This window comes from Stenotrophomonas maltophilia group sp. Smal17 (genome assembly GCF_030237045.1).
Taxonomy (GTDB): Bacteria; Pseudomonadota; Gammaproteobacteria; order Xanthomonadales; family Xanthomonadaceae; genus Stenotrophomonas; species Stenotrophomonas forensis.
The window spans coordinates 49,252-69,284 of record NZ_JASJSU010000008.1; the positions used below are offsets into that span (position 1 = coordinate 49,252).

General features: G+C 67.5%; 17 protein-coding genes. 5 read left to right on the forward strand and 12 right to left on the reverse strand.

Annotation, left to right across the window (positions count from 1 at the left end; all coding sequences use genetic code 11):
- Positions 1-63: 63 nt before the first annotated feature.
- From QRO93_RS04140 to QRO93_RS04160, 5 genes are all read right to left on the reverse strand, one after another.
- The gene (locus QRO93_RS04140) at positions 64-342 is read right to left on the reverse strand and encodes a DUF3325 domain-containing protein (protein ID WP_053449847.1); all 279 of its coding nucleotides are present in this window, start codon (positions 340-342) and stop codon (positions 64-66) included.
- Complete coding sequence (locus tag QRO93_RS04145; protein WP_164086406.1) at positions 339-1,949, reverse strand: PepSY domain-containing protein; 1,611 nt, start codon at positions 1,947-1,949, stop codon at positions 339-341. The genes QRO93_RS04140 and QRO93_RS04145 overlap by 4 nt, the downstream gene beginning before the upstream one ends.
- Positions 1,946-2,245 (reverse strand): DUF3649 domain-containing protein, encoded by a 300-nt coding sequence (locus tag QRO93_RS04150; protein WP_053449845.1) that lies wholly within the window; start codon positions 2,243-2,245, stop codon positions 1,946-1,948. The genes QRO93_RS04145 and QRO93_RS04150 overlap by 4 nt, the downstream gene beginning before the upstream one ends.
- 52 nt (positions 2,246-2,297) lie before the next feature.
- Positions 2,298-4,475, reverse strand: a complete 2,178-nt coding sequence (locus QRO93_RS04155; protein ID WP_180878601.1) for a TonB-dependent siderophore receptor — start codon at positions 4,473-4,475, stop codon at positions 2,298-2,300.
- A 195-nt stretch (positions 4,476-4,670) separates the two neighbouring features.
- Entirely contained in the window at positions 4,671-5,507 is an 837-nt protein-coding gene (locus QRO93_RS04160; protein ID WP_180878600.1) for a siderophore-interacting protein, read from the reverse strand.
- Between the two features lie 169 nt (positions 5,508-5,676).
- Here QRO93_RS04160 and QRO93_RS04165 point away from each other — a divergent pair, with 169 nt between their 5' ends.
- Positions 5,677-6,291 (forward strand): TetR/AcrR family transcriptional regulator, encoded by a 615-nt coding sequence (locus tag QRO93_RS04165; protein WP_180878599.1) that lies wholly within the window; start codon positions 5,677-5,679, stop codon positions 6,289-6,291.
- 20 nt (positions 6,292-6,311) lie between these two features.
- Here the strand turns inward: QRO93_RS04165 and QRO93_RS04170 are convergent, their stop codons facing one another.
- From QRO93_RS04170 to QRO93_RS04180, 3 genes are all read right to left on the reverse strand, one after another.
- Positions 6,312-7,232 carry an ABC transporter six-transmembrane domain-containing protein gene (locus tag QRO93_RS04170; protein ID WP_053449842.1) on the reverse strand — a complete coding sequence of 307 codons (921 nt, stop codon included), beginning with the start codon at positions 7,230-7,232 and terminating at the stop codon, positions 6,312-6,314.
- Positions 7,233-7,411: 179 nt separating this feature from the next.
- Positions 7,412-8,488 carry an ATP-binding protein gene (locus QRO93_RS04175; RefSeq protein WP_180878597.1) on the reverse strand — a complete coding sequence of 359 codons (1,077 nt, stop codon included), beginning with the start codon at positions 8,486-8,488 and terminating at the stop codon, positions 7,412-7,414.
- Between the two features lie 3 nt (positions 8,489-8,491).
- Entirely contained in the window at positions 8,492-9,208 is a 717-nt protein-coding gene (locus QRO93_RS04180; protein WP_180878596.1) for a response regulator, read from the reverse strand.
- A 255-nt stretch (positions 9,209-9,463) separates the two neighbouring features.
- On the opposite strand from QRO93_RS04180, the gene QRO93_RS04185 reads away from it, so the two are divergent.
- Together QRO93_RS04185 and QRO93_RS04190 are read left to right on the forward strand one after the other, a co-directional pair.
- On the forward strand, positions 9,464-10,645 hold the full coding sequence (locus QRO93_RS04185; RefSeq protein ID WP_180878595.1) for an efflux RND transporter periplasmic adaptor subunit: 1,182 nt from the start codon (positions 9,464-9,466) through the stop codon (positions 10,643-10,645).
- Positions 10,646-10,647: 2 nt separating this feature from the next.
- A complete protein-coding gene (locus QRO93_RS04190) occupies positions 10,648-12,591 on the forward strand; it encodes a MacB family efflux pump subunit (protein ID WP_180878594.1) in 1,944 nt (647 codons plus the stop codon).
- Between the two features lie 48 nt (positions 12,592-12,639).
- Here QRO93_RS04190 and QRO93_RS04195 read toward each other — a convergent pair whose 3' ends face one another.
- The 4 genes from QRO93_RS04195 to QRO93_RS04210 all read right to left on the reverse strand — a co-directional run bounded on the left by QRO93_RS04195 (position 12,640) and on the right by QRO93_RS04210 (position 16,688).
- Positions 12,640-13,041 carry a hypothetical protein gene (locus QRO93_RS04195; protein ID WP_180878593.1) on the reverse strand — a complete coding sequence of 134 codons (402 nt, stop codon included), beginning with the start codon at positions 13,039-13,041 and terminating at the stop codon, positions 12,640-12,642.
- Positions 13,042-13,446: 405 nt separating this feature from the next.
- Positions 13,447-15,156 carry a diguanylate cyclase gene (locus tag QRO93_RS04200; protein WP_053511941.1) on the reverse strand — a complete coding sequence of 570 codons (1,710 nt, stop codon included), beginning with the start codon at positions 15,154-15,156 and terminating at the stop codon, positions 13,447-13,449.
- Positions 15,157-15,271: 115 nt separating this feature from the next.
- Positions 15,272-15,898, reverse strand: coding sequence for a DNA-3-methyladenine glycosylase (locus QRO93_RS04205; protein ID WP_049457113.1), 627 nt, complete (start codon positions 15,896-15,898; stop codon positions 15,272-15,274).
- A 145-nt stretch (positions 15,899-16,043) separates the two neighbouring features.
- Positions 16,044-16,688 carry a TetR/AcrR family transcriptional regulator gene (locus QRO93_RS04210; RefSeq protein WP_053449836.1) on the reverse strand — a complete coding sequence of 215 codons (645 nt, stop codon included), beginning with the start codon at positions 16,686-16,688 and terminating at the stop codon, positions 16,044-16,046.
- A 123-nt stretch (positions 16,689-16,811) separates the two neighbouring features.
- On the opposite strand from QRO93_RS04210, the gene QRO93_RS04215 reads away from it, so the two are divergent.
- Complete coding sequence (locus QRO93_RS04215; protein WP_180878592.1) at positions 16,812-19,106, forward strand: TonB-dependent receptor; 2,295 nt, start codon at positions 16,812-16,814, stop codon at positions 19,104-19,106.
- Positions 19,107-19,123: 17 nt separating this feature from the next.
- Positions 19,124-20,020 (forward strand): tyrosine-protein phosphatase, encoded by an 897-nt coding sequence (locus tag QRO93_RS04220; RefSeq protein WP_180878591.1) that lies wholly within the window; start codon positions 19,124-19,126, stop codon positions 20,018-20,020.
- Positions 20,021-20,033: the final 13 nt, after the last annotated feature.

Genomic DNA, 20,033 nt, shown 5'->3' on the forward strand with positions numbered 1-20,033 from the left:
GGGCATTCGTGCCCACCAAGGTGGGCACCTACCGAAGCAATTCCAAACTAGTCTGGTGGGCATCTACCGATACCGTCGTGCATGCGCCACCATCGCCAACACCACTACGCCGGCGGCCACGCTGGTGTGGCCGGATAGTGCGGCCAGACCAGATCCCACCCCCAGCCCGCGCATTGCGAATACGGTGCTGAACACCAGCAGCGCCCAACCCATGGCCCGCAGCTGCTGGGTCGCCTGCGCGCTCAGCACGCGACGCACCACGTCCCGCTGATGGCGTTCCATCGAAAGCGCAAGGCAGGCGAACGCCGCTACTGACAACACGAAGAGAATGAGGTGGATCATGCGCCGGCCTCCGGTACCGCATTGCGTGACGCTGCAGACGGCCTTGCGCGCTTCGCCTTTGGCGCATGCCGCCAGGTGCGCCAAGCCAGTAACGAGTGCAGGGCGGCCAATGCCAGCAGGGTCAGGTCGGTCCCGGCAAACGCCCAATCGCCCATCGCCAGCGCGTGCCACAGTGGGTGCGAGGTGGTCATCGCAGTCAGTACTGGCAACAGCGCCAGCAGCAGTGCCGCCAGCAGAAACTGTTCGATCCACGCGCGCTTCGCTGTACGCAGCGCGGCGTGCACGAACATGGCCGCCCAGGCCAGGAAGAACAGATGCATCTCCCAGGCCGCGCGGCTGTCCATGGCGACCGGCAGCAGGCGGTTGGCCCACAGGTAGGCGGCCATCGCCACCGACAGCCCGGCGACGGTGGCGATGTTGAGCCGCTCGACCAGGCGGAAACCGAAGTAGGGCCGTTGCGGATCGGGCAGCTGCGCGCGTCGCTTGACCGTCCACAGCACAAGCCCAGTGCCGACCATGGCGGTGCCGGCCAGGCTGACGATGAAGTACAACCAGCGCAGGGTGGCATCGGCGAAGCGGCCCAGGTGCAGGCCATACAGCACGCCCTGGGTATCGGCGGCGACGCCTGAGTGTTCCTTGATCTGCAGCAGCTGCCCATCGCTGCCGTCGAACAGCAGGTAGTTCGGGGTGGTGGAAACACGGCTGGACTGCGCGCGCACCACGGCCACGCGTGCGTTCTCGTCGCCGGGATTCTGTACCTGCACGCTGCCTGCAGCGCCAGTGCCCCAGCGCTGCTCGGCCTGTTGCACCAGCGCACCGACGTCGGTGAGCGGGGCAGGGTGGCCTGCTGGCTTCTGCGGCGGCAGGAACAGGCGCATCTCGCTGATCACTTCGGCCTGCTGGCGTTTGTCCGGCAGTTTGGCCAGGCCCCACGGCATGTACAGCACCGCCAGCATCACCAGCCCGCTCCAGGTGATCATGAAATGGAAGGGCAGGCCGAGCACCGAGACCGCGGCGTGACCGTCCAGCCACGAGCGCTGGCCCTTGCCCCAGCGGAAGGTGAAGAAGTCGGCGAAGATCTTCTTGTGGGTGATCACGCCGCTGACGATGGCCACCAGCATGAACATCGCACACAGGCCGACGATCCAGCGGCCCCACATGGCCGGCATGTAGTGCAGGTTGAAGTGGAAGGCGTAGAAGAAGTCGCCACCACCCGTATCGCGGGCCTGCAGCGGTGCACCGGTGCTGGCATCGAACAGGCCCGAGTCGAAACCGTGGCGGCCACGTCCGCCAGGGCTGGCCCACATCGCCGACACCCATGGCATGCGCTGGCTGGGCAGGCTGAGGTTGATCTGGCTGGCTGCAGGTGTGTCGGCCATGATCGCCGTGACGGTACGCTGCGCGACCGCAGCCGCGTCCGGCAACGTAGACGGTGTGGCGATTTCCGGCCGGGTGTAGCGCGAGAGCTCGTCGCGGAAGTAGCTGGCGGTGCCGGTGAGGAACATCGCGTACAGGATCCAGCCGGCCAGCAGCCCCACCCAGATATGCAGGTCGGACATGGTCTGGCGGATACCGCGTGGCTTCGGGGAGCGATCGACCTGGCTCATGCCCCGCCTCCGTCGCCAACCGTTTGTGCGATCAACCACAGCGGCAACGCGGCGATGACCAGGCCCAGCCACGCACGCCATGCCGAGCGCACTGCGAATACCCAGACCACGGCGCCGGCATACAGCAGGAAGCTGGCAAGCATGCCGGTGAACACGGCTTGGCGGCCATCGATGGGCAGCGCCAGCGCGGCGATGCTGCACAGGGCAGCCAAGGCATAGCCACCGAACAGCGCGGCGAGGATGCGTGAGACCAGCGGCAGCCAGGCCAGCACGGAAGCGGTACGGGAAACGCTCACATCAGTTCTCCGGGGCGCCCTGCGCGATGGCGGGGCGCCCGTGTATCAGGCATCAGAAATCGACGGTGGCCGACAGCAGCGCGGTGCGCGGCGTGCCCAGCCCGGAGCCGAGGCTGCCGGCCCAGTACGCCTTGTTGGTGAGGTTCTGCACGCTGGCACGCAGCACCAGCGGGTGACCGGCGGCCTGCAGTGCATAGCGGGCGCCGAGGTCGAACACGGTGCGGCCCGCCACCCACTGGCTGTTGTCTGCGTTGATGTAGCCCTTGGACAGGCTGACTGCATTGCCGGTGAGGGTGAGGCCGGCCACGGCGGGCACATCCCATTCCACGCCCAGTTTGCCCTGCCACTGCGGGGTGGCGGTGGCCAGGCGGCCCTGGTTGATGCCGCCCTGGGTGCGGGTCAGCTTCGGCTGCAGCCAGCCGATGCCGCCGAGCACGCGCAGCTGTTCGGTGGCCTGGCCGAACACGGTCCATTCCACGCCACGGTTGCGTTGCTGGCCGCCGGACGAGAACACGTTGGTGGCCGGGTCGGTGTAGGCGCCGGGCTTCTCGATCTCGTACACGCTCAGCACACTGGCCAGGCGACCGAAGTCAACCTTGGCACCGACCTCGCGCTGGCGCGTCTTGTACGGCGGGAACACGTCGCCAGCGTTGGCGGCGGTGGCCGGGGCGGTGCTGCCCTGGCTCAGGCCTTCGATGTAGTTGGCATACAGCGACAGGCGATCGTTGGCCTTGAACAGCAGTGCACCGGCCGGAGTATTGGCGCTGGCGTCGTAGCGTGCAGTGCGCTTGCCGGTGCTGCCATCGAAGGTATCGCTGAGTACGGTCTGGTGACGGATGCCCAGGGTCAGCTGTACGCGATCATCGATGAAGGACAGCGTATCGGCGATGCCCACGCTGGTGGTGCGCACTTCCGCGGTCTTCGGCAGCGACGCATCACTGAAGCTTCGATCAATGGCCGGGCCCCACTGCGGGTTGTAGATGTTGGTCACCCAATCCCTGGCCAGCAGGTTGCGCTTGAAGCCGAATTTCTGGTCGTGCTGGTACCACGCTGCACTGATCGCCAGTGCATGATCGACCGCACCGGTGCGGAACCGTGCCGAGAGGCCGGCTTCGGCGGTGTCCTTGCTGTAGATGAAGCGCTGGTGGGCGAAGTTGTTGCGGAAGTCGCCGGCTGCGTTGGTGATCAGCGTGGTGGCGCTGGCGATGGAGTCGAAATCGGTGTGGCCGTGCCCGTAACTGGCATGCGCCTGCAGGTGGTGGTTGATGTCGAACGACCAGCGCAGCGCGGCGGCCTGGTCCTTGACGGTGCTGAAGGTCCAGTCCGGTGCGAACAGGGTGCTGGCCTTCGGCGGTCGGGGCACCGCCAGGCCGGGCGACAGCGACACGCCACGGTTGAGGCCATCCACATGGTCGCGGCTGCTGAGCAGGTCCAGCGACACCTGCGAGCGCTCACCACGCCAGTCCAGGCCGAGCGAGGCCAGCTGCGTCTTGTGCTGCTGGTGGTCGGTGGCGGTGTCGCCGTCGCGGTGCACGGCATTGAGGCGCACGCCGAACTGCTTGCCCGCGCCAAAGCGGCGGCCGACATCCAGATGACCGCCCCACTGCGTGTCGCTGCCATAACTGGCAGTGAAGCGGGTCAACGGCGTGTCGCCAGCACGCTTGGGCACCAGGTTCACCGCACCGCCCACCGAGCCGCCCGGCGGCATGCCGTTGAGCAGCGCGGACGGGCCCTTCAGCACCTCGATGCTCTCGGCCAGCTCCGGGGTGACGCGGTAGTAGGGAATCAGCCCGTAGAGGCCACCGAATCCGATATCCGACGAGGCGACACCGAAACCGCGGATGTTGAAGTAGTCGGTGATGCCACCACTGGAGCCACTGCTGTAGACGCTGGGGTCGGTCAGCGCGATGACCCGTACCAGGTCCGGCGCCTGGATGTTGTCGATGAATTCGGCGGTGTAGCGGGTGGTGTTGAACGGCGTGTCCATGAAGTCGAGCTCGCCGAGCAGGCCGACGCGGCTGCCGCGCGTGACCTGTCCACCCGCATAGGCATCGGTGGGTGCGGTCTTGTCGGCGCGCACGTTCACGGTGGGCAACTGGCGGGCGCCATCGGGTGCATCGTTGGCGTGGGCGGCGATGGCGATCAACAGGGTGGGCAGCAACGCTGCACGCGCGGCCACGGGCAGCGCGGAGCGGCGTGGGAGAGGCAGGGTTCGCAGGGGGAGGGACATGGCGGTTCTCGTGTGGTGGGTCGTGCGATCGGCCAGCACGGCGCCGTCGGTGACCTGCCGGGGCAGGACGACGCGGGCTGTGGAATGGCTGGCAGAGGGCACGGCGCTGCCGCTGGGGCAGTGCTGCACGCGAGGTGCGTGGGCGATCTGTGGCTGGGTGGAACGAAGCGCGTGGCGCGGATGCTGCCGTGTGGATCAGATATCGTCGGCGAGGTCGTCGAGGTCCTGCAGGCCACCGCCGCGCGCCAGCACGCGCTCGTAGTTGCGGCGGCGACGCCGGTCGGTTTCGGTGGTGGTCTCGCCACGCTTCCAGTAGCCGGCAACGGCAACATCGGTGCGTGGCAGGCCGACCGTTTCGATGAAGTGGCGGCGCAGGGCGCGCATTTCCTCGCGCTCCCCGGCCGCCCAGACCGTGCTGCCAGGCGGCGGCTGCTGTTGGCGCGCCTGCTGCAGCAAGGGCGCGTCACCGGTGGTAAGGCGATGCACGCAGACACCGTCGAGGTGCGGCAGCTCGTCTACCGGGAAAGCATCCTCCGAGCTGACCCAGGCCCGCGCACGCTGACCGACAGGCCACTGCTGCAGCAGGGCAAACAGGGCTGGGATGGCGCTCTGGTCTGCGAACAGCAGCGCGCAGGTGCCTTCGCGCTGCGGCACCTGGAGATGGGGGCGCGGCCCGGTCAGATCGAAGGCATCACCGGGGCGCAGCGCACGTACCCACGCCAGCATCGGCCCCGGCGCCTCGTGCAGCACTACGTCCAGGGTGAACTGGCGAGTGGCGGCATCGACGCTGCGCACGGTGTAGATCCGTGATACATCGCCGAACCCGGCGCCCAGCTGGATGCGCACCGCGGTGTTGGCACGCTGCCAAGGTGCAAGTTCTGCGTGTTCCGGCAGCTGGACCAGGAGGCGCAGCAGGCTGGCGCACGGCAGCACAACCGCGACCACCTGGACCTGCAGCGCCTGCAGGCCGCGATCATGGTCGGCGCTGCGCAGCGGCCCGGCCGGGGTGATTGAAGTGGGGGGCGCGGACATCGACAACGATCCTGGACACTGCAGATGCGAATTAGTTACATCATAGTAAACTAAATTGATCGCACCGCAACCCGGGCCTGTCCGAACGACACGCGACGCGTTGACCACTGCGTGGCGGCGGACCACCATGACAGCCCTTGCCCGCGCATCACGCAGGAACCGTTACCGCATGGCTGCACCAAAAAAGACCGCTGCCCGTGGGCGACCGCCCAGCATCACCCGCGAGCGCATCGCCGACGCCGGCATTGCCATGACGCTGCCGGGGCTGAGCTTCGTCGGCGTGGCGGCGGCACTGGGTGTCAGCCATATCGCGCTGTACAAGCATGTGGCGAATCTGGCGGCACTGCGCGAGCTGGTGGCCGAGGCGATCTTCGAGCGTTGGCAGGCACCGGCGCTGGATGCCGCTGGGCAGCGCAGCATCGTGGAGGATCTGCGTGCGTTCCAGCGCTCATTGCGGGCGCTGGTGGATGACAATCCGGGCCTGGCCCCGTTCCTGGTCAGCCACGGCGCGAAGACGCCGGAGATGCTGGCGCGCATCCAGCGCCACCATGCCGAATTCAGTCGCGTGCATGGCCTGCCGCTGGAACAGGCGGCATGGCTGCTGTCGACCGTGGGCTATCACGCCGTGGCGCTGGCCGACACCGTGTATTCCCGGCATGCGCTGGTGGATACCACGCGCCGGACCTTGGATCGGAAGGCACAGCAGGCCGAGTTCGACCGCAGCATGGAAGCATTGATCATCGGAGCATTGGCGATGTGCGGGCGCATGGCAGCCCCTGGGTAACGCTCATTCCAGGTGGGCAGCTACCGGTCATGCTCCGCATCCTCCATGCCCGGGCTGACCCGACGACCGATGTCCTTCAAGCGCGCCAGTTGGTCCACCATCGACGGCGCATCATCCAGGCTGCCGACGAACGTCCACAGGTAGGTCATCACTGCGTACACATGGCCCGGGGTCACCCCGTCGGTGGTGGCGAGGCGGCCGATGGTCAGCGCGAACAGCACCGCGGCGGCTGCGCCGACCACCACGAAGGCGCCCGCTTCGCGGTCGGACAACAGGATGCGCAGTCGCGACAGCGTGGTGTAGTGACGGCGCAGCACCGAGGGGCTGACCCGGTCGACCAGGCGGATTTCATGTTCCAGCCGGTTGTTCAGGCGCCCATGCAGCTGCTCGTTGCGGCGCGCGAATGACGGCAGCAGCAACAGTGCGCCCAGCAGGGCGACCAGGCTTGCAGCGCCCACTACGGGTTCGATCGCCAGCAGCATCGCGGCCGCGCCGAACATCGACACCAGCGCGGTGGCGATGATTGGCACGTGCTTCTCGAAGAAGTCGACGAACTCGCGCGCCAGCACCACGCGTGCGGCGGAGGTGGAGGTAGCGTGGCCGAGACGCCGCTGTGCCTGCACCACATTCACTGCCAGGTCGGCATAGATGCGGGTGAAGGTGCGCGTATCCACCGCACGGCGGGCGGCACCGACCAGCCAGAACAACAGCACCACGCCGGCATAGGAGATGGCGTGGCCGATGTCGCCGCGGATGATCGCGTCCACCGCGAAGCCGGCAAACAGGGGGTAGGCCAGCAGCAGCGCGTTCTCCAGCGCGACCAGCGAGAACGTACCGGTGAGCTGCCAGGGGTAGGTGCGCAGGATCGCTTTGAGGGTGGCGGCCGCATTCTGCTGGCCGATGCTGCCGGCGGCCGCCGCCGGATCGTGGGGGTGTTTCATCGGGATGCCTGGAGGGGACGGAGACAGGGCAGGGGATGGATGCCTGCCATCTGCCCGGTCATGCCCAGTATCGGCAGCCGTTTGGAGCGGGCATGGAGGGACGATGGAGATCGCGTGGAGACAACCGCGGTGTTCAGCGGAGGGCGTGGTGCCCACCAGGGTGGGCCGCTACGAGGGCTTCACCGCCGCGCGTGCACCGGCCAGCGCAGTTCGAATGCACTACCGCCACGCTCGGTCGCGCGGCATCGCGCCGTTCCGTGATGGGCCACGGCAATCGCCCGCACCACGGCCAGGCCCAACCCGGAGCCACCGCTCTGCCGTGAACGTGAGACGTCGGTGCGCTGGAACGCTTCGAAGATGCTGTCGCGCAGTTCATCCGGAACACCAGGACCGCCGTCTTCCACGGCCACGGTGCAATGCCCTTCGGCCAGGATGACGCGCACCCGCAGCGGGCAGGGAATGGCATGGCGGCGTGCGTTTTCCAGCAGCGCCAGCACCGCCTGGCGGATGCGCGCCGGATCGCAGTCGGCCAGCGCCGGGCGCGCCTCCAGTGTCACCGAGAAGCCACTTTCGGTGAGTGTCTCGGACATGGCTTCCACCACTGCCGCCACCTGCACGCTGACATCGCTGCGCTGCAGCCGCAGGTCCAGGTGGCCGCTCTCGGCCAGGCTGACCACGCGTAGGTCCTCGATGATGCGGGTCAGGCCCTCCAGCTGGGTGAGCATGCTGTTGAACTGTTCCGGCCCCGGTTCGAACACGCCCTCGGCGATGCCCTGCAGGCGGCCGCGCAGGATGGTCATCGGCGTACGCAGTTCGTGCGCGATCGCTGCATTCCAGAACACCCGGTTCTCGGACATGCGGCTGAGGCGCTCGGCCATCGAGTTGAAATCGCTGACCAGCGTGGCCGCTTCGGCCATCGTGGTGCCACCGCCGCGTGCACGCGCGTCCAGATCGCCGCTGGCCACCCGGCGCAGGCTCTCGGCCACCGAATTCAACGGGGTGATGATGCGCCGGGTCAGCCGCGAGGCGACCAGCGTGGCGAAGATGACGACCACGCTGGCGGTCAGGCCGATCCACAGCCATTCCAGGCCGGACGGCATGATGGTTTCCGGCTGGTCATACCAGCGCGGATAGAACACCTCCATCAGGTAGTAGAACAGGTAGAAGCCGCTGATCGACAGCACCGTCGAGCACAGCGAGGCGACGGTGATGGACAGCGTGATCTGGCGTCCGATGCTCTTGCCTTTGGGGTTCATCATTCAGTCCAGGAAGCGGTAGCCGACGCCGCGGATGGTGGCGGGAATGCCGATCACGCCCACCTCCTCAAGCTTGCGCCGCAGTTTGCTGACATGGCTGTCGACGGTGCGTTCCTGGGTATCGCCCTCGGGCAGGCAGGCGTGCAGCAGGTCCACCCGCGTATGTACCTGGCGGGGGGCGCGGGCCATGTGCACCAGCAGGCGGAACTCGGTGAGGGTGAAGGTCAATGCATGCAGCTGGTCGCCGCTGCGCACGGTCACGTCGTGACTGCGCAGGTCGATCTCGAACGGCCCCTGCCGGATCAGTCCGTTGGGTTCCTCGGCCACCGCCCTGGCACTGCGGCGCAGTACGGCCTGGATGCGTGCCACGATCTCGGCCGGATTGAACGGCTTGGCTACGTAGTCGTCGGCGCCCACGCGCAGGCCGGTCAGTTTGTCCACATCCTGGTCCAGCGCGGTGAGCATGATCACCGGGGTGTTGCCCCGCCGGCGCAGTTCGCTCAGCACCTGCCAGCCATCCAGCCGGGGCATCTGCACGTCCAGCAGCACCAGGTCCGGGCGCAGCTGGCGGTGGGCGGCGAGGGCGGCTTCGCCGTCGGCGGCACGGGCGCTGCGCAGGCCGGAACGGTCCAGGTAGGCACCCAGGATGTCGGCGATCTCGCCTTCATCCTCGGCAATCAGCACCAGCGGTGGCTGGCGGGTACGGAGGGCGTGTTTCATTGCGTGATGCGCAGCGTTGCGGTGGCGGCCAGTCGGCGAGGCCGACGAGGCTAGCGGCCGTTGATGGAGACTCGGTCGAGATTGTGTCGAGATTTCATGGACACGCGCGGCGACGTTCAGCTGCGGGCCGCCTGCCTGAACGGCGGCGCCCTCTCCACGCAATCTCCATGCTGGCTGCAGAAGACGTCCACACGCGGCCAGCAGACTGGGGGCTCAGCGGTCGCACCGGGCGACTGCGTGCAACTGGGCCTTTCGATGAGCAAGCGCAGGACCTGGATCATTGTTGTCGCCGTGGCCACGTTGGCTGCCGGCGCCGTCGCGTGGGCACTCGCCAATGGCGACGAGGCCGCGCTGATCACCGCGCCGGCCCGGGTGGCCGACCTGGAAAAGACCGTGCAGGCGGTGGGCCGGGTCAATCCCAAGGAACTGGTGGCGGTGGGCGCGCAGGTGTCGGGGCAGGTCAAGCGCCTGCATGTGGTGCTGGGCCAGCGCGTGCAGGCCGGCGACCTGATTGCCGAGGTCGATTCACAACCACAGCGCATCGCGCTGCGCAGCGCCGAGGCCGCCACCAGTACGCTGCGCGCCCAGCACACCGCCAGCCAGGCCCGCTACGTGCAGGCCAGCCGTGTGTTCGAGCGGCAGTCGCAGCTGGTGGCGTCGCGGCTGGTCTCGCAGGAAGGTTTTGAAACCGCACGGGTGGCCCGTGATGCCGCCCGCGCCGACGTGGCTGCGCTGCAGGCGCAGATCGACCAGGCGCTGACCCAGGTGGAAACCGCACGGATCAACCTGGGCTACACCCGCATTGTTTCGCCCACTGACGGCTACATCGTTGCGATTGTCACCAAGGCTGGGCAGACGCTGAATTCGATGCAGACCACGCCGACCATCGTGATGCTGGCACAGATGGACACGATGACGGTGCGTGCCGAGATCGCCGAGGCTGATGTGGAACTGGTGGCGCCGGGGCAGCCGTTGTGGTTCTCGACACTGGGGCCGAGCGGACGCCGCTATGAATCCCACCTTCAGCAGCTTGAGCCGGCGCCGTCCTCGATTGCCGAGGCGGCCACCGGCGCTGCGGGCGGCTCTGCACAGACGCCGAAGGCGGTGTACTACGCCGGCCTGTTCGATGTGGCCAACCCGGGCCTGGCGCTGAAGCCGTCGATGACGGTGAAGGTGACCCTGCAGCTGGCGCGGGCGGCCAACGCGTTGCAGGTACCGCTGACGGCGCTGACCGAGTCGGCCGACACACAGGGCCAGCGCGCTACCGTGCAGGTGGTTGATGCCAAGGGGCGCGCCCGCGAACGTGCGGTGACCACCGGCCTGCGCACCGCCACTGCCGTGCAGATCCTGACCGGCCTGCGCGAGGGCGAGAATGTGGTGGTCGGCCAGGCGCCCAGTGGCGCCGACACCGAACCGACCAGCCTGCTGGGGATGTGAGCATGGCCGACGCACTGCTGGAGCTGCGCGCGGTGTCGCGCGCCTATCGCTCCGCCGCCGGTGAAGTGGTGGTGCTGAAGGACGTTTCGTTGCGCATCGATGCCGGTGAGTTCATCGCCATCATCGGCCCGTCGGGGTCCGGCAAATCCACGCTGATGAACATCCTCGGCTGCCTCGACCGGCCGACCGAGGGCAGCTACCGGGTGAACGGCGAGGCCACCGAGCAGATGGCGCCGGATGCGCTGGCACGGCTGCGCCGCGAGCATTTCGGTTTCATCTTCCAGCGCTACAACCTGATGGAGAACCTGAGCGCCACCGAGAACGTGGCGCTGCCGGCGGTGTATGCCGGCGTGGATGCAGATACGCGCACTGCCCGTGCACGCTCGCTGCTGGAAACACTGGGCCTGGGCGAGCGCACCGCGAACCGGCCGAGCCAGCTGTCCGGCGGCCAGCAGCAGCGCGTGTCCATCGCGCGTTCGCTGATGAACGGCGGCGCCATTGTGCTGGCCGATGAGCCGACCGGCGCGCTGGATCATGCCAGTGGCCAGCAGGTGATGGCCGAGCTGAAGCGCCTGCACGCGCAGGGCCATACGGTGATCCTGGTAACGCACGACGCAGCGATTGCGGCAAACGCTGCACGGGTGATCGAGATCGCCGACGGCCGGGTGGTGGCCGACCGGGGCGAACGCAGGACGCAGGCCGCGCACTCCGCACGCGCATCCGAACACAGACCTGCGCCGCTTGCCGAACGCCGCGCCCGGATGGACGCAGTGCGCGAAGCGGCGCGGATGGCCGTGCGTTCAATGCTGGCCCATCGGCTGCGCACGTTGCTGACCATGCTAGGCATCATCATCGGCGTTGCTGCGGTGGTGACCGTGGTGGCGCTGGGCAAGGGCGCGCAGGCCCAGGTCGAGTCGCAGATCAACGAGCTGGGCGCCAGCACGCTGGAGATCTACCCCGGCGCCGATTTCGGCGACCCGCGCTCGGCGGAGATCGAGACACTGGTGGTGGGCGACGCCGACCATCTGGCCGCATTGAGTTACGTGGACAGTGTCAGCCCCAACCTGAGCGGATCGGTGGCGGCGTTGCAGGGCAGCCGTCGCGCCAATACCCAGGTGCTGGGCGTAGGAGCGGATCTGCCGCGCGTCCGCGGGCTGCGGCTGAAGGCCGGGCGCTTCTTCACCACTGACGAAGTGGACGCGCATCGCGCCGTGGGCGTGGTCGACCAGAAGGCTGCGAAGGCATTGTTCGCCGGTAACCCGATCGGCAGCACGGTGCTGCTGGGCGGCATGCCGGTGGAGGTGATCGGTGTGGTGGGTGCGAATGCCTTTGCCGGCGGCGCAACGCCCACGGTCTACGTGCCGTACACCTCGGCCGCCTCGCGGCTGCTGGGCAGCCAGCGCCTGGAGAGCATCACCGTGCGCGTGCGCGACAACGTGCCGACCAACGCCGCCGAGGCATCGCTGGGGGCCGAGCTGCAACGCCTGCATGGGCGCCGCGATTTCTTCATCTACAACGCCGACCAGATCCGCAAGGCGGTGATGAAGTCCAGCCAGACCATGGCCGCGCTGGTCTCCGCCATCGCGGCGGTGGCGCTGGTGGTGGGTGGGGTGGGGGTGATGAACATCATGCTGGTGTCGGTGAAGGAGCGCGTGCGCGAGATCGGCGTGCGGCTGGCGGTGGGCGCGCGCCAGGGCGACATCCTGCGCCAGTTCCTGATCGAGGCGGTGCTGATCTGCCTGTTCGGTGGCGTGCTGGGCGTGTTGTTCGCGTTCGCGGTGGGGGCGCTGTCCAGCCTGCTGTCGCTGGGCGTGCCGTTCCTGTTCACTGCGGGGCCGGTACTGGCCGCGCTGGCGTGCTCGTCGGCGATCGGGCTCGGCTTCGGCTACTTCCCGGCACGCAGTGCGGCGCAGCTGGACCCGATCCAGGCGTTGGCCGCGGAATGACGCGATGCGCGCCTGTGGTTAGCGCCGGGATAGGACCGGCGCCATCGGTCAGGCCACGTAGACCTGCGTGTCCACATATTCCGACAGGCCCCTGCACGCCAGCAGCAGGCCCTCGCGCACGTCGTTGCCCACCTGCTGCGCCTCTTCGCCATCCACGCGCACGCGCTCGCTGGCGTGCAGCAGCTCCAGCAGCACGGTGAGCCCGGCGTTGGCGCGGTTGATGCGCGCCAGCGCCACGCATTGCCCCGGTGCGCGCCCCTTGCGCTGCAAGGGCTGGCCGTCGGCCGCTTCCACGTCGCGGATGCGTTGCAGGCAGTCCAGCAGGGTGATGCCGTTGGCGGCGGGATTGGCGGCGAGGGTGGTTTCCAGCGGCTCGGCGAGGGTGTCGGGCAACTGGCTGGCGACATCACCGAGGGTGGCGAACAGGTACGGGTAGCGGTCGGCGCTCATGGCGGTTTCCTTATGCGTTACGCGAAGGAGCCACCCTGCTTGACAGCAAGGGTGGCGGACGGTGCATGGTTCCAATACCGGTGACTAACGTTGCCAAAGCTCCGGCGGGCACGAGGCCCCCACGCACCGCCCGCCATAGATGCGCGGACAGAGTGCCTGCCGGCGCCTTCCAGAGGGATTGGACGACGCCGACAGGCAAGCGTAAACAACATTAGTCAAACGGGATTGGAAGCCCGTGCCACCCGTTGTCGGTGGCTGGATATGATTTGCATGCAGCGCCTTGGCTGCCAATGAGAATAGTTGGAAAGTTCGAAATTATTGGAATGTGGATGCACCCGCGCAGCGGATGATCGAGGCGCGCCAATCACGACATTGCGTGCGATGCCACGTAGCGGCTGTGGCCCGTCAGGAAGCCGGTCGAGGATGCCTGCGCACACGTGCGCGTTCGCGATACAACCGGCTGTCGGCACGCTGCAGGGTATCGCCCACTGATTCGCCAGGCGTGTGGTGCGTCGCACCGAGTGAGAACGGCGTCGGCGACTGCGCGGCATGCTGCAGATACCACTGTTCCAGCACCGCCAGCCGCCCCGTGTCCGGGGTGATCAACACCACCATGAACTCGTCGCCGCCCATGCGCACCACGTTTTCCGCCGCACCCAGCGGCGAGCGCAGGAAGGCGGCGAACTCCACCAGCACGGTATCGCCGCGCGCATGGCCCTGGGTGTCGTTGATCTGCTTGAAGTGATCGAGGTCGAACATCAGGCAGGCCCAGGGCTGGTCGGCCAACTCGTCCAACCGTGGCAGGAAGCGGCGGTTGTAGCTCTGGGTGAGCGGGTCCTTGAAGGACATCTCGCGCAGCTGCTGTTCCTGCATGCGCAGCGCGGTGACGTCCTGCGCGTGGCCCAGCACATAGGGCGGGCTGGCCTCGCTGTCGAGCACGTTGTGATAGGCCCAGAAGTGGCGGGTGCCATCGGCGGCGATCAGTTCGATCACGCCGGCATCGGTGTGGTTGACCGCAATGCGTGCAAGATACGCCTTGAACGCAGCGTGCTTCTCCGGCGGCATCAGGTCACACAGGCTGCGCCCGATCATGTAGCTCTCATCGAAGCCCAGCGATTGCACCGCGGCCGGATTCACCGAGGTCAGCACGCCTTCCAGCGTGTGCGTGCAGATCAGCCCCAGGCTGTAGTGGAACAAACGCCGGTAGCGGGTTTCGCTGGCTTCCAGCGCATCCAGTGCGGCGCGCTCTTCGGTGATGTCCTGGATGGCCCCGACCAGGCGCGGGCGCCCATCGACCTGCTGCCGGCCGCCGACCACGCGCGTCCAGATGTCGCGGTCGTCGGCGGTGGTCATCGGCAGCTGCACTTCCCAGGAGGTGCCTTCGTCGATGCAGCGCTGCACGGCGGTGCGGATGATGTTGCGGCTGTCTTCGCGATAGAACGACAGCGCGGTTTCCAGGGTGGGTTCAAAGGTGCTGCGCACGCCGTGGATCAGCTTGGTCTCGCGGGTCCAGCGCACCTCGTTGCTGGCCAGATCCAGTTCCCAGCCGCCCACCCGCGCGGCGCGGTTGGTGCGTTCCAGGAAATCCTCGCTGCGCTTCAGTTCGCGGTGCAGGGCCTTGGCCTGGCCGACCTGCGCCATCAGCGTGCTGCGCTGTTCCAGCACCTGGGTAGTGACCCGGGCCAGGTGCACCATCAGTTCGCGCTGCGACGGCGACAGCACGCCGGGCATCGGGTCGAGCAGGCACAGCGTGCCGACGCGCGCACCGTGCGCAGAGCCCAGCGAGATGCCGGCGTAGTGGCGGATGCGGGGGCCGCCGGTGACCAGTGGATTGCTGGCGAAGCGCGGGTCCTGGCGGGCGTCGGGAATCTCGAACAGCGCATCCTGCTGGATGGTGTGCGTGCAGAACGAGATTTCGCGTGCGGTCTCGCTGACCCCGTCCAGCCCGATGTTGGCCTTGAACCACTGGCGCTCGTCGGCCACCACCGAGATCAGCGCCATGGTCATGCCGGTGGCGGCACGAGCGGCGGCCACGATGGCGTCAAACACGGGTTCCGGCGGGGTGTCCAGCAGGTGCAGCCGGTCAAGTTCAAGCAGTCGTTCGGCTTCGTCCATGGCGCTTTTCAGGGCTGGGTGGCGAGGGCGGCTTCGGCGGCTGTCAGGCGCTACGCTAGTGCGTACCGCGTTATGTATCGCCACGGCCGGGTGATGCCAACGTGAGGCACCGGTGTCATCGCTTGCGGGGCGAGCGGGGTGGGCGCACTGAAACGTGACGGTGGTCGCGAACGTGCCAGCGCCACGGAAACTCCACGGCGCGCGTGATGCCGATACGCGGGCCGACCACCGGGTCGAGCGGGGGCGCGGTGCCATCGCTGGCGATGACGATGCCCTGGTTGCCGGTCACCAGATCGGCACCGTCGAAGCGGCGGTCCAGCCCGAACGCCTGGGAGAGTTTGCCCGGGCCGCTGGCCAGATCGTGGTCGCGCCTGGCAGCCGGGCGCAATTCGCGCATGTACTCCAGCCCGGCCAGCGGCTCGGCGGCACGCAGCAGCACGGCCACCCCTTCGCCGATCTCGCCACACACCACATTGCTGCCCCAGTGCATGCCATAGGTGAAGTAGACGTACAGGTGCCCGGCTTCGCCGAACATGCTGGCGGTGCGCGGGGTCGGCCCGCGGTAGGAATGCGCGGCCGGGTCCACGCTGCCGGCGTAGGCTTCGACCTCCACGATGCGGGCCGCGCGTCCATCGTCGCGTACCAGCAGCTTGTTGAGCAGCTCCGGCGCAACCTCGGTGGACGGGCGCTGGTAGAAGCGGCGGGGGAGAATCTTCCAGTGCGGCGGCAATCCATCCAGCACGGCAGGGGCGGGCTCTGTGGGAGAAGCCTGCAGTGTGACGGCTTGCCGGTGAAGCTGCCGGCCAGCGGCCGGCACTACCGCTTCATCGGTGGCAGGCAAGCGGCACGGTGCAGAGGCGGGGTAGTGCCGGCCGCTGGCCGGCAATTCAATCGGCCATCACGCGGCCAATCGCATCGGCCAGCAGGGCGCGCACGCGTGCCGGTGGCAGGTCCGGGTCGCGCACGGCGCGCATGGCCAGGCCCTCCACCAGCAGCCGCAGCAGCAGGGTGCGCCCGGCGATGGCTTCCTCGTCAATCGGCCGGCCCAGGCGCGCATCGTGCTGGCGCAGCCAGGCATGGATGGCAGCGCTGGTCTGCTTGTCGTGGGTGCGCAGTACCTGGGCCAGCATCGGGTCGCGGTGCGCTTCGGCGTTGATTTCGGCGTACAGCGCCACGCTGGCGATGGCATTGCCGTGGATCGGTAGAACGGCGCCGCGCGCCCACTGCCGGTAGCACTCCAGCAGGCCATCGACCAGATCGGACGCCGCCGGCATCTCGCTGATCGACGCCTGGTCGTGGCGCAGCTGGCGCTCGATCAGGGCCAGGATCAAGGTCCGCTTGTTGGCGAAATAGCGGTACATCAGCCCTTGGCTGATCTCGGCCTCGGCGGCGATATCGCCGATGGAACCGGCGTGGAAGCCGCGAGTGATGAAGCACTTCTGGGCGGCATCGAGGATGCGCCGGCGCTGGGCCTCGGCGTGTGCGGCGGCGGCGTCATCAACGGGTGGGGCTACGGCGGGCTTTGGCGTCATTGCGGGAGGTCAGGGCGTCCAGAGACGGGATAGTACGTCACAAAAGGTGTGAATGAACGGTCATTCATTTGTAATTCCCGACTCCCAGACTGCGCCGGCCTTCTCCTTCCGCGAACGAGTCCGATGCGCTACGCCACGCTGCACCGCCCGCTGCTCACCCTCGCCATCGCCGCCGCGCTGCCGGCGATGGCCCATGCCGAAGACGGCCCCCATGCCGAAGCCGGTGCCACTGCCTCCGCCGACGCGGCGCGAACCGTGGTGGCGCTTGACCAGGTGGTGGTGACCGCGCAGAAACGCGCCACCAACCTGCAGGAAACCCCGATTTCGGTGTCGGTGGTCGATGCCGAGGCGTTGAAGGATCGCAGCGCGATTTCGCTGGGCAGCCTGTCCGATGGCTCGATTCCTTCGCTGCGGGTGACCCCGTTCGCGACCCGCAGTTCGGCGCTGAACATCGGCATCCGTGGCATCGGTGCGTCCGGCGATGCCAACCAGCCGGCGCGCGATGCCGGCGTCGGCATCTACGTCGACGGCGTGTTCATGGGCCGCGCGCAGGGCCTGGGCAGCATGCTCTACGACGTGGAGCGCATTGAAGTGCTGAAGGGACCGCAGGGCACGTTGTTCGGCCGCAACACCGAAGGCGGTGCGGTCAGCATCGTGACCAAGGCGCCGACCGGTGAATTCGGCGGCCGCGTCAGTGCCGGTGTGTCCAACTACAGCGGCTACAACAGCGCGCTGCACCTGGACCTGCCCAAGCTGGGCGATGTCAGCTTCAAGATCGACGCGGTGCAGGCCAAGCGTGGCGGCACCACCGACAACCCGATGCGCGGCGAGCGCGACTTCAACAGCTACGACAAGCGTGGCGCTCGGTTGAGCGCACTGTGGCAGCCGAGCGATGGTTTCTCGCTGCTGTACGCGTTCGACCGTTCCTACGATGCGACCACGCCGTACCACACCCAGGTGCTGGTGCCCGGCGCCTACCTCAGCCCGCTGCAGAAGGCCGGGGCCAGTCTCGACCGCCGCGACAGCGCCATCCTGGGCGGCCCGCAGGAAGACAACATCGGCCGCACCAGTGGCCATCTGTTGAACCTGTCGTGGACCTTGAACGAGAACCTGGAGCTGAAGTCGATCAGTTCCTATCGTGAACTGACCCAGGGCCAGTTCGACATGGGACTGGTCGATGCGATCTCGGCCTACGGTGGCGCGGGTACGCCGTTCGGCCGCTACAGCCTGGCCCAGGTCTACCAGCACCAGTACAGCCAGGAGTTCCAGCTGATCGGCAACACCGCGCAGGTGCAGTTCCTCGGCGGCGCGTTCTACTACCACGAGACCGCGGGTGACAATGCGCAGACGCCCAACATGCTGGTTTGGGGGCCGGGCGGTAACAGCTACACGCTGAACCCGGCCACCAACCCGCTGGACCTGTCGCGGGTGCGCATCGACCGCGCCAGCAAGGCGTGGACCGACAGCCTGGGCGTGTTCGGCCAGGCCACGTGGACCCCGGAGGCGATGCCGGGCCTGCACCTGACCGCCGGGGGCCGCTACACCCGCGATGACAAGAAGGGCAGCCTGTACATCGTCAACGGTGCGGCGACGAGTCTCGCCTTCAAGGACCGCTGGAGCCGCTTCGACCCGATGGTCAACATCGCCTACGACCTGGGCGAGCACGCGATGGTCTACGCCAGGTACAGCACTGGCTTCAAGGCCGGTGGTGCCAACTCGCGGTCGACCAACTACACCGCGTTCGGCCCGGAAGAGGTGACCGCCTATGAGCTGGGCTTCAAATCGCAGTTCTGGGACAACCGTGCGCGCTTGAACCTTGCGGTGTTCGATTCGACCATCGCGCACAAGCAGATGGACTTCTCGCTGCCGTTCGACCCGAACAGCGGTGAAACCCGCACCACCATGGTCACCACCAATGCACTGAGTGATGGGAAGTCGCGCGGTGCGGAGCTGGAGTTCAGCGTGATGCCGGTGGACAACCTCACGCTCGGCCTCAACTACGCGTATACGAAGATCGATGCGCAGACCGCCACGGACCCCTTCGGTGCGGGCGTGCAGGTGACCGTGCAGCCGCTGCTGGCGCCGAAGAACGCGGGCAGCCTGTCAGCCGACTACCTGGTGCCGTTCGCCAACTTCTCGGCGCTGAAGTTCCATGTGGACGGCAACTGGTCCGATGGCTACTACACCAGCGAGTACGACCAGATGCTCACTGACAGTTCGTTCGTGGTGAACGCCCGCGTGGCGCTGGTGGATGTGCCGGTGAACAGCACCGGCACCACGATGTCGTTCTCGCTGTGGGCACGCAACCTGCTGGATGAGCAGCACCTGTTCTACAAGCTCAACAGCCCGGCGCTGGGCCAGACCGGCATCTTCAACGACCCCCGCACCTTCGGCCTGGATGTGGCCGTCAACTTCTGATTCGAACGGAGACTCCCATGAAGCACCGCTCTACCGAACTTGCCCTGGCCGTGATGCTCAGCCTGCCACTGGCGGCGAGCGCCGTGGCCGCAGACGCACCGCAGGCCGTTGCCGCGAAGCCGGCTGCTGCCGCCAATGTGAAGCCGGTGGCCGCCGATGCGCAGCGCGTACTTCCGCTGCAGGGGGCGTGGAACGTGCGCACCTTTGCCGGCCTGCAGGGCCGCCACGGCCCGATTCCGGCTACTGCGTTCGTGCGTACCGCCGATCTCGGCCGGCTGACCGACGCCGATCGCGATGCATTGGCCGCTGCCGGCGTGAAGCTGGACATCGACCTGCGCACCGCGGACGAAGAGGCACAGTCGCCAGACCTGCTGGCCAAGGATGATCGCTTCGACTATCAGCGCATCTCGCTGATGGGCACCGAGAAGATGGACCTGCAGAAGATGATGACCAGCTTCCCGGATTCACTGGGCGAGGCCTATGTGCAGTGGCTGGGCCATAGCCAGCCGCAGTTCAAGCAGGTGTTCCAGCGCATCGCCGCGCAGCAGGACGGCGCGGTGCTGTTCCATTGCACCGCGGGCAAGGACCGCACCGGGATCATCGCCGGCCTGCTGCTGGACCTGGCTGGCGTGCCGAAGGCCGAGATCGTGCACAACTACGCGATTTCCGCGTACTACCTGGAAGGGCAGCCGAAGGACAGCGCGATGAACGCCCAGATCATGGCGCTGATCAAGCAGAACCCGGAGATCGGCCGCAAGATGGCCGGCATGTCCGGTACCGCACCGGACAACATGGAGCAGTTCCTCGCCGCGCTGCACAGCCAGTACGGCAGCGCCGAAGGCTACCTGAAGTCGATCGGGGTGAGCGAGCAGGAGATCCAGCAGCTGAAGGTGCGGCTGGGGCAGGCGGGCTGAGGGTCGTGGTGTG

Coding starts and splice junctions, on each gene's coding strand:
- QRO93_RS04195 (WP_180878593.1), bottom strand. CDS start 13,041: ATGAGCGCCGACCGCTACCCGTACCTGTTCGCCACCCTCGGTGATGTC.
- QRO93_RS04220 (WP_180878591.1), top strand. CDS start 19,124: ATGAAGCACCGCTCTACCGAACTTGCCCTGGCCGTGATGCTCAGCCTG.
- QRO93_RS04170 (WP_053449842.1), bottom strand. CDS start 7,232: ATGAAACACCCCCACGATCCGGCGGCGGCCGCCGGCAGCATCGGCCAG.
- QRO93_RS04185 (WP_180878595.1), top strand. CDS start 9,464: ATGAGCAAGCGCAGGACCTGGATCATTGTTGTCGCCGTGGCCACGTTG.
- QRO93_RS04190 (WP_180878594.1), top strand. CDS start 10,648: ATGGCCGACGCACTGCTGGAGCTGCGCGCGGTGTCGCGCGCCTATCGC.
- QRO93_RS04155 (WP_180878601.1), bottom strand. CDS start 4,475: ATGTCCCTCCCCCTGCGAACCCTGCCTCTCCCACGCCGCTCCGCGCTG.
- QRO93_RS04140 (WP_053449847.1), bottom strand. CDS start 342: ATGATCCACCTCATTCTCTTCGTGTTGTCAGTAGCGGCGTTCGCCTGC.
- QRO93_RS04160 (WP_180878600.1), bottom strand. CDS start 5,507: ATGTCCGCGCCCCCCACTTCAATCACCCCGGCCGGGCCGCTGCGCAGC.
- QRO93_RS04215 (WP_180878592.1), top strand. CDS start 16,812: ATGCGCTACGCCACGCTGCACCGCCCGCTGCTCACCCTCGCCATCGCC.
- QRO93_RS04175 (WP_180878597.1), bottom strand. CDS start 8,488: ATGAACCCCAAAGGCAAGAGCATCGGACGCCAGATCACGCTGTCCATC.
- QRO93_RS04145 (WP_164086406.1), bottom strand. CDS start 1,949: ATGAGCCAGGTCGATCGCTCCCCGAAGCCACGCGGTATCCGCCAGACC.
- QRO93_RS04200 (WP_053511941.1), bottom strand. CDS start 15,156: ATGGACGAAGCCGAACGACTGCTTGAACTTGACCGGCTGCACCTGCTG.
- QRO93_RS04180 (WP_180878596.1), bottom strand. CDS start 9,208: ATGAAACACGCCCTCCGTACCCGCCAGCCACCGCTGGTGCTGATTGCC.
- QRO93_RS04210 (WP_053449836.1), bottom strand. CDS start 16,688: ATGACGCCAAAGCCCGCCGTAGCCCCACCCGTTGATGACGCCGCCGCC.
- QRO93_RS04165 (WP_180878599.1), top strand. CDS start 5,677: ATGGCTGCACCAAAAAAGACCGCTGCCCGTGGGCGACCGCCCAGCATC.